General features: G+C 31.7%; 8 protein-coding genes. 6 read left to right on the top strand and 2 right to left on the bottom strand.

Annotated features, from left to right (window positions below; all coding sequences use genetic code 11):
• Window positions 1-142: 142 nt before the first annotated feature.
• Window positions 143-1,219 carry a branched-chain amino acid aminotransferase gene (locus CD116_RS12265; protein WP_047428327.1) on the top strand — a complete coding sequence of 359 codons (1,077 nt, stop codon included), beginning with the start codon at window positions 143-145 and terminating at the stop codon, window positions 1,217-1,219.
• A 250-nt stretch (window positions 1,220-1,469) separates the two neighbouring features.
• Window positions 1,470-2,153 (top strand): HAD family hydrolase, encoded by a 684-nt coding sequence (locus CD116_RS12260; protein ID WP_047550175.1) that lies wholly within the window; start codon window positions 1,470-1,472, stop codon window positions 2,151-2,153.
• Window positions 2,154-2,269: 116 nt separating this feature from the next.
• Here the strand turns inward: CD116_RS12260 and CD116_RS12255 are convergent, their stop codons facing one another.
• A complete protein-coding gene (locus CD116_RS12255) occupies window positions 2,270-2,932 on the bottom strand; it encodes a deoxynucleoside kinase (protein ID WP_047449884.1) in 663 nt (220 codons plus the stop codon).
• Complete coding sequence (locus CD116_RS12250) at window positions 2,925-3,542, bottom strand: deoxynucleoside kinase (RefSeq protein ID WP_047428338.1); 618 nt, start codon at window positions 3,540-3,542, stop codon at window positions 2,925-2,927. Before CD116_RS12250 ends, CD116_RS12255 begins: the two co-directional genes overlap by 8 nt.
• A 66-nt stretch (window positions 3,543-3,608) precedes the next feature.
• On the opposite strand from CD116_RS12250, the gene tadA reads away from it, so the two are divergent.
• The 4 genes from tadA to sdrC form a co-directional block, all read left to right on the top strand.
• On the top strand, window positions 3,609-4,079 hold the full coding sequence (tadA, locus tag CD116_RS12245) for a tRNA adenosine(34) deaminase TadA (protein ID WP_047550172.1): 471 nt from the start codon (window positions 3,609-3,611) through the stop codon (window positions 4,077-4,079).
• Window positions 4,080-4,226: 147 nt separating this feature from the next.
• Entirely contained in the window at window positions 4,227-5,096 is an 870-nt protein-coding gene (locus tag CD116_RS12240) for a Cof-type HAD-IIB family hydrolase (RefSeq protein WP_047530146.1), read from the top strand.
• An 18-nt stretch (window positions 5,097-5,114) separates the two neighbouring features.
• Window positions 5,115-5,681, top strand: a complete 567-nt coding sequence (locus CD116_RS12235) for an NADPH-dependent FMN reductase (protein ID WP_047550171.1) — start codon at window positions 5,115-5,117, stop codon at window positions 5,679-5,681.
• A gap of 430 nt (window positions 5,682-6,111) precedes the next feature.
• On the top strand, window positions 6,112-8,553 hold a 2,442-nt coding region (gene sdrC, locus CD116_RS12230; protein ID WP_240625138.1), incomplete at its 3' end, for an MSCRAMM family adhesin SdrC.

The raw sequence follows: 8,553 nt of genomic DNA, 5'->3' as shown, positions 1-8,553 counted from the left end.
CGTTTATACTAAAAGATATAGGCTTTCTGAAAAAATGTTAATTAATTTTGAATTTTTAGAAAATTTATTGAACAGTAAATTAGGGATTGTTATAATTTAAGTTAAACAAATTCTTAAACTATATTATTAGGAGGCAATCATCATGTCACAACCAGTTAAAGTTGAATTACGCGAAACATTAAAAGAAAAACCTGATACATCTCAATTAGGATTTGGTAAATATTTTACTGACTATATGTTGAGTTATGATTATCATGCAGATAAAGGATGGCATGATTTAAAAATTGTGCCTTATGGTCCTATTGAAATTTCACCAGCTGCGCAAGGTGTTCACTATGGACAATCAGTATTTGAAGGTTTAAAAGCATATAAAAAAGATGGAGAAGTAGCTCTTTTCCGTCCTGAAGAAAACTTTAAGCGTCTTAATAACTCATTAGCGCGTTTAGAAATGCCTCAAGTTAACGAAACTGAATTGTTAGAAGGTCTTAAACAATTAGTAGATTTAGAAAGAGAATGGGTGCCAGAAGGAGATGGGCAATCTTTATATATTCGTCCATTCGTTTTTGCAACAGAAGGTGCACTAGGCGTAGGTGCGTCACATCAATATAAATTACTAATCATTTTATCACCTTCAGGCGCATATTATGGTGGTGAAACTCTAAAACCAACTAAAATCTATGTTGAAGATGAATACGTCCGTGCTGTTCGTGGTGGTGTAGGTTTTGCAAAAGTTGCAGGTAACTATGCAGCAAGTTTACTAGCACAAACAAATGCTAATAAATTAGGTTACGATCAAGTATTATGGCTTGATGGTGTTGAACAGAAATATATCGAAGAAGTGGGTAGTATGAATATTTTCTTCGTTGAAAATGGTAAAGTTATTACACCAGAATTAAACGGCAGTATTTTACCAGGTATTACGCGTAAATCTATTATTGAATTAGCTAAAAACTTAGGATATGAAGTTGAAGAGCGTCGTGTTTCAATCGATGAATTGTTTGAGGCATATGATAAAGGAGAATTAACAGAAGTATTCGGTAGTGGTACAGCAGCAGTTATTTCACCTGTTGGTACTTTAAGATATGAAGATCGTGAAATTGTGATTAATAATAATGAAACTGGTGAAATTACTCAAAAATTATATGATGTTTACACTGGTATTCAAAATGGCTCTTTAGAAGATAAAAATGGTTGGAGAGTCATCGTACCTAAATATTAAGCAAAAATTAAATATGATCATGACAATAATATACAAAAGTTAATCATGACCAAAATCCCTTTCAAATAAGCGAAGCATGGTAACAATGTAAAGTTTACAATGTTTATTGTTTAGCATTGAAGGGGATTTCACTTATTACACTTTTTGAAATAACCGCAAAACATTGCCTCTGCGTGTTCATTTTTCGCAAAAGTAATAATCATCTTAGAATAAGCACAATACTAATAAATAAACAGGAGTATTGATATTAATGGAATGGATATTATTTGATAAAGATGGAACTTTAATTGAATTTGATAGAAGCTGGGAAAAAATAGGCGTAAGATTTGTTGAATCATTACTAGATACATTTCCAGTACAAAATAAAGAAGTTGCACTTAGACAATTAGGGGTTATTAAAGAGTCTATTGATCCAAAATCAGTAATGGGATCTGGTTCATTACAGCAAATTATAGAAGCATTTAATGATGTGACAGGACAAGATACAACTGAATGGTCAAAGGCAACGAGTCAAAAGCTTGTAGATGAACGAATTCCTGAAATTAATTGGGTAGATGGTGTTGAGGAAACGCTTCAAAAGTTGAAATCACGAGGATACAAACTAGGTGTTGTAACAAGTGATACTAAAAAAGGTGTAGAACAATTTTTGGCACATACAAATGCAACATCATTATTCGATATAATTATCTCGACTGAAGCACATGCCTTTGAGAAGCCCAATCCTAAAGTTTTAGCACCATTATTTGACAATCATAATGTAACTCCTAATCAAGTCGCTATTGTAGGTGATACGGCCAACGATATGAAAACAGCTAGCAATGCAAATTTAGGTATGGCAATCGGTGTATTAACAGGTGTTGCAACTAAAGAGGAATTGCGCGAAGCGGATGTAATTTTGAATAGTGCGAAAGATATTTTAGAAGTTTTAAAATAAAAAGAAAGACATAGTGTAAGTGCGGAAGAATGTACGCCTAGAAATTCAATAAGGTAATAGTTGAATTCTATGGAATATACATTGAATTAAAGCACTTATACTATGTCTTAATATATTTATCGCATATCTACTTGGCGATATGTCTGAATTATACGTGATAATTTATCAATTATAGGATTTAATGAATCAGGATCTTCATGAATATCATATTCATTGATATTGATGCGAACAACAGGACATGCATTAAAATTATTAATCCAATTATCATATCGTTTAAATAACTTTTTCCAGTATTCAGGATCTGTATTCATTTCCATTTCACGACCACGTTCAATAATACGATCAATGACTTCGTCATAATTACATTCTAAATAAACCATTACATCGGGTTTCGGGAAATAAGGTGTCATGACCATGGCATTAAATAAGTCTGAATAAGTTTTAAAATCTTCTTTACTCATTGTGCCTTCTTCTTCATGCATTTTTGCAAAAATATCAACATCTTCATAAATAGAACGGTCTTGGACAAAGCCACCACCATATTCAAACATACGTTTTTGTTCTTTAAAACGCTCAGCTAAGAAATAAATTTGTAAATGAAAACTCCAACGTTCGAAATCGTTATAAAATTTGTCCAAATATGGGTTGTGTTCTACATTTTCAAATGATGTTTTAAAATTTAATTTATCGGCAAGCGCTTGGGTTAGTGTTGATTTACCCACACCAACGGTACCTGCAATGGTTATAATGGCATTTTGTGGAATACCGTAATTATTCATTGGTAATATCTCCTATCATAGGTAATATAATATGTAATATATCTTCGTAATCCTGTTCGCTTTTTAGAAAATCAATGGAAGTTGTATCAATTAAAACAACGTTTGATCCATTACGTTGCAATGATTCGTAATATTCACGGTAATCTTTTTTCAATTTTAAAAGATAGTCATCTTCTATTTGGTGCTCGAAGCTACGATTACGTTTAGCAATTCTTGCTTTTAACACATCAAGATCTGCATCTAAAAAGATAATCATATTTGGCATAATCAGATCATCTGTTAAAATGTCATAAATTTTACTGAATTTCTGAAATTCAACAGCACTTAAAGTGTTTTTAGCAAATATCTTATTTTTATGTATATGATAATCGCTAACAACACCTTGATTGAGTTGTGTTACGTCCTGGAATTGCTTATATCTATTACATAAAAAGAACATTTCAGTTTGAAAACTCCATTTAGATATATCTTCATAAAAGTCTGATAAAAATGGATTTTCAGTAATGATTTCTTTTTCTTCATAAAAATCTAAAGTTTGACTTAATTTGTGTGCAAGTGAAGATTTGCCTACGCCAATAGGTCCTTCAATTGCGATAAAAGGTTTGTTCATATTCACATCTCCAAATGTTAAAATAGACATTGAGTATTGTACCATAAGTGAGGTATCTGAACATAAATGACAAATGATATATATTTTATGACATTAGCGATTGAAGAAGCTAAAAAAGCTGCTCAGCTAGGCGAAGTTCCTATTGGAGCTATCATTACTAAAGACGATGAAGTAATCGCTAGAGCACATAATTTAAGAGAAACACTACAACAACCAACGGCGCATGCTGAACATATTGCAATTGAACGTGCAGCAAGTGCATTAGGTAGTTGGCGGTTAGAAGGTTGTACATTGTATGTTACTTTAGAACCATGCGTTATGTGCGCAGGGACGATTGTAATGAGTCGAATACCAAGAGTCGTCTATGGTGCAGATGATCCTAAAGGTGGATGTAGTGGCAGTTTAATGAATTTACTGCAACAATCTAATTTTAATCATCGTGCAACCGTTGAAAAAGGTGTACTAAAAGAAACATGTAGTACATTATTAACAACATTTTTCAAAAACTTGAGAGCCAATAAGAAATCCACCAATTAGACGATAGTACATACTAATTAAAATTTGTTAGAATTACATTATATGATAAATTAATGACAATATAAATGTTAATAGAAAAGTATGTGCGCTGAGAATATATTCTTGATTTTATAATGTGATTTTAAAATAATGAAACGAGGTAACGTAATGATAAAATTAATAGCTACAGATATGGATGGCACGCTTCTAAATGCAGCACATGAAATTTCTCAACCTAATATTGACGCGATTAAATACGCACAAGACCAAGGAATTACAGTCGTAATCGCAACTGGTCGAGCTTTTTATGAAGCGCAAGCACCTGTTGCAGATACGGATTTGACAGTTCCTTATATTTGTTTAAACGGCGCTGAAGTACGTGATGAAACTTTTAATGTAATGAGTACGTCTCATCTTAATAAATCATTAGTACATAAAATTACGAAAGTTTTAAAAGATGAAGATATTTATTATCAAGTATACACGAGTCGAGCTATATATACAGAAGATCCTCAAAGAGACTTAGAAATTTATATAGATATTGCTGAACGCGCAGGTCAGCATGCAAATGTTGAACGTATTAAAAACGGTATTCAAAGACGTATTGATAATGGTACGTTAAGAGTTGTTGACAATTATGATGCGATTGAAAATATACCTGGTGAATTAATTATGAAGATTTTAGCATTTGATGCAGATTTAGAAAAAATTGATAAAGCAAGTAAAATTTTAGCTGAATCTCCAAACTTAGCAGTATCATCGTCATCAAGAGGTAATATCGAAATTACACATTCAGATGCGCAAAAAGGCATAGCTTTAGAAACGATAGCTGAAAGGTTAGGTATTGAAATGAAAGATGTTATGGCCATAGGTGATAATTTAAATGACGTATCAATGTTGGCTAAAGTTGGCTATCCAGTTGCTATGGAAAATGGTGCAGAAGAAGTAAAAAAAATTGCAAAATATATTACAGATACGAATGAAAATAGTGGTGTAGGAAAAGCTATCATGAAATTGTTACGTGAACAACAAGATTAATAAAAAGAGGGGTCAAAGATGAAAGGATTAATTATTATTGGAAGTGCACAAGTGAATTCTCATACAAATGCACTAGCAACGTATTTAACTGAACATTTTAAAACACATGATATTGAAGCGGAAATATTCGATTTAGCTGAAAATCCATTAAATCAATTAGATTTCTCAGGAACAACACCGTCTATTGATGAAATCAAACAAAACATTAAAGATTTAAAGGCTAAAGCAATGGCAGCAGACTTTTTAATATTGGGAACGCCAAATTATCATGGTTCATATTCAGGTATTTTAAAAAATGCGCTAGACCACTTAAATATGGATTATTTTAAAATGAAGCCAGTAGGGTTAATTGGTAATAGTGGTGGCATTGTCAGCTCTGAACCCTTGTCACATTTGAGAGTTATTGTCAGAAGTTTATTAGGGATTGCTGTTCCAACTCAAATTGCAACACATGATTCTGATTTTGCAAAAAATGAAGATGGTACGTATTATTTAAATGACAGTGAGTTCCAATTACGTGCAAGATTATTTGTCGACCAAATTGTATCATTTGCACATAATAGTCCATACGAACATTTGAAATAAATTATTTAAACATAACTTGTAAATACACTTGATATATAGGTATGTAATTTTGAAGCATGAATGCTTTGAAGTTATATACCTTTTTTTGATTTTTTAAATGATTATGTGGATATGTAGTTGAGAATATTAATGTTAATAACTATATTATTTATTTTTATATAAAGATAAATTAATAAGACCTTAGTGTTAAAAGTAAATGTAAAATATATCGTGAATTTATTTAAAGCAACTAATGAAAAAATATATTAAAAAGAGAGATGTTTAATGCTAAGTGAGTATAAATAACTTTGTTAAATAACTTTGCAAAATAAAAGAAAATAATTAAAACATTGTACTTTATTGAAAATTGTAATATGCTAGAAAAGCAGGAATTTTTATATGCAAATTATTATATTTATCAAATTTTGATATTTTAAAGGAGTATTATTAAATGAATAATAAAAAGACAACAACTAATAGTAATGGTATGACATCAAATCGACTTAATAAGTTCTCGATTAGAAAGTACTCTGTAGGTACAGCTTCAATTTTAGTGGGTACGACATTGATATTTGGGTTAAGTGGGCATGAAGCTAAAGCAGCTGAAAATACGAGTAAAGAATTGAATCAGTCGAAAAACGAAACGACAACTTCAAATAAGGAAAAATCTAATGCAAAAGTTGATAGTCATCAACTAAATAATGTTGGACAAAGTACAACGTCAAACCAATTAAAAGTAAATGTATCTGATAGTACTTCAGTTAAAGAAATTACTGAAGAACATCAAAATACAACTTCTACACAACCAACTAAACAAAATAGCGATACGACAGAAAATAAAGATAATTTAGTAGTTAAAAATAATAACTATGATAAAAATATTTCAATGCAGGCTAAAGATGTTTCAGCTACGCCTAAAACAACGACTATTAAACCAAGAACATTAAACCGTATGGCTGTGAACACAGTAGCAGCACCACAACAAGGTACAAATGTTAATGATAAAGTTCATTTTTCAAATATTGACATTGCGATTGATAAAGGACATGTTAATCAAACTACTGGTAAAACTGAATTTTGGGCGACTTCTAGTGATGTTTTAAAATTAAAAGCAAATTACAAAATTGATGATTCAGTTAAAGAAGGCGATACATTTACTTTTAAATATGGACAATATTTCCGTCCAGGTTCTGTAAGATTACCTTCACAAACTCAAAATTTATATAATGCACAAGGTAATATTATTGCCAAAGGAATTTATGATAGCGCAACTAATACAACAACTTATACATTTACGAATTACGTTGATCAATATACAAATGTTAATGGTAGTATTGAACAAGTTGCGTTTGCGAAACGTGAAAATGCAACAACTGATAAAACTGCTTATAAAATGGAAGTAACTTTAGGTAATGATACATATAGTAAAGATGTCATTGTCGATTATGGTAATAAGAAAGCACAACCACTTATTTCAAGTACAAACTATATCAATAATGAAGATTTATCACGTAATATGACTGTTTATGTAAATCAACCTAAAAATACATATACTAAACAAACATTTGTTACTAATTTAACTGGGTATAAATTTAATCCAGATGCTAAAAACTTTAAAATATATGAAGTGACAAATCAAAATCAATTTGTTGATAGTTTCACGCCAGACACATCAAAACTTACAGATGTAACTAATCAATTTAATATTACTTACAGTAATGATAATAAAACAGCAACGGTTGATTTGTTGAAAGGGCAAACTAGTAGCAATAAGCAATATGTTATTCAACAAGTGGCTTATCCAGAAAATAGTTCTTCGGATAATGGGAAAATTGATTATACATTAGAAACTGATAAAGCGAAGTATAGTTGGTCGAACAGTTATTCCAATGTAAATGGTTCATCAACTGCTAATGGCGATCAAAAGAAATATAATCTTGGTGACTATGTATGGGAAGATACAAATAAAGATGGTAAGCAAGATGCCAATGAAAAAGGAATTAAAGGCGTTTATGTCATTCTTAAAGATAGTAACGGCAAAGAATTAGATCGTACGACAACAGATGAAAATGGTAAATATCAGTTCACTGGTTTAAGCAATGGAACTTATAGTGTAGAGTTTTCAACACCAGCCGGTTATACACCGACAACTGCAAATGCAGGTACAGATGATGCTGTAGATTCTGATGGACTAACTACAACAGGTGTCATTAAAGATGCTGACAACATGACATTAGATAGTGGATTCTATAAAACACCAAAATATAGTCTAGGTGATTATGTTTGGTACGACAGTAATAAAGATGGTAAAGAAGATTCAACTGAAAAAGGTATCAAAGATGTTAAAGTTACTTTACTAAATGAAAAAGGTGAAGTAATTGGAACAACTAAAACAGATGAAAATGGTAAATATCGTTTCGATAATTTAGATAGCGGTAAATACAAAGTTATCTTTGAAAAGCCTGCTGGCTTAACACAAACAGGTACAAATACAACTGAAGATGATAAAGATGCCGATGGTGGTGAAGTTGACGTAACAATTACGGATCATGATGATTTCACAATTGATAACGGATACTTCGAAGAAGAAACATCAGATAGCGATTCAGATTCAGATAGCGATTCAGATTCAGACAGCGATTCAGATTCAGACAGTGATTCAGACTCAGACAGCGACTCAGATTCAGACAGCGACTCAGATTCAGACAGCGACTCAGATTCAGATAGCGACTCAGATTCAGATAGTGACTCAGATTCAGATAGCGATTCAGATTCAGACAGCGACTCAGATTCAGACAGTGACTCAGATAGCGATTCAGATTCAGACAGCGATTCGGACTCAGACAGCGATTCAGACTCAGACAGCGATTCGGACTCAGATAGCGACTCAGAC

The sequence above is a fragment of the Staphylococcus schweitzeri genome (assembly GCF_002902405.1).
GTDB classification, from domain to species: Bacteria; Bacillota; Bacilli; order Staphylococcales; family Staphylococcaceae; genus Staphylococcus; species Staphylococcus schweitzeri.
Note: the sequence above shows the minus strand (reverse complement) of the source record. Positions and strands in the feature narration are given on the sequence as shown.

Coding starts and splice junctions, on each gene's coding strand:
- CD116_RS12250 (WP_047428338.1), bottom strand. CDS start 3,542: ATGAACAAACCTTTTATCGCAATTGAAGGACCTATTGGCGTAGGCAAA.
- CD116_RS12240 (WP_047530146.1), top strand. CDS start 4,227: ATGATAAAATTAATAGCTACAGATATGGATGGCACGCTTCTAAATGCA.
- tadA (WP_047550172.1), top strand. CDS start 3,609: ATGACAAATGATATATATTTTATGACATTAGCGATTGAAGAAGCTAAA.
- CD116_RS12255 (WP_047449884.1), bottom strand. CDS start 2,932: ATGAATAATTACGGTATTCCACAAAATGCCATTATAACCATTGCAGGT.
- CD116_RS12265 (WP_047428327.1), top strand. CDS start 143: ATGTCACAACCAGTTAAAGTTGAATTACGCGAAACATTAAAAGAAAAA.
- CD116_RS12235 (WP_047550171.1), top strand. CDS start 5,115: ATGAAAGGATTAATTATTATTGGAAGTGCACAAGTGAATTCTCATACA.
- CD116_RS12260 (WP_047550175.1), top strand. CDS start 1,470: ATGGAATGGATATTATTTGATAAAGATGGAACTTTAATTGAATTTGAT.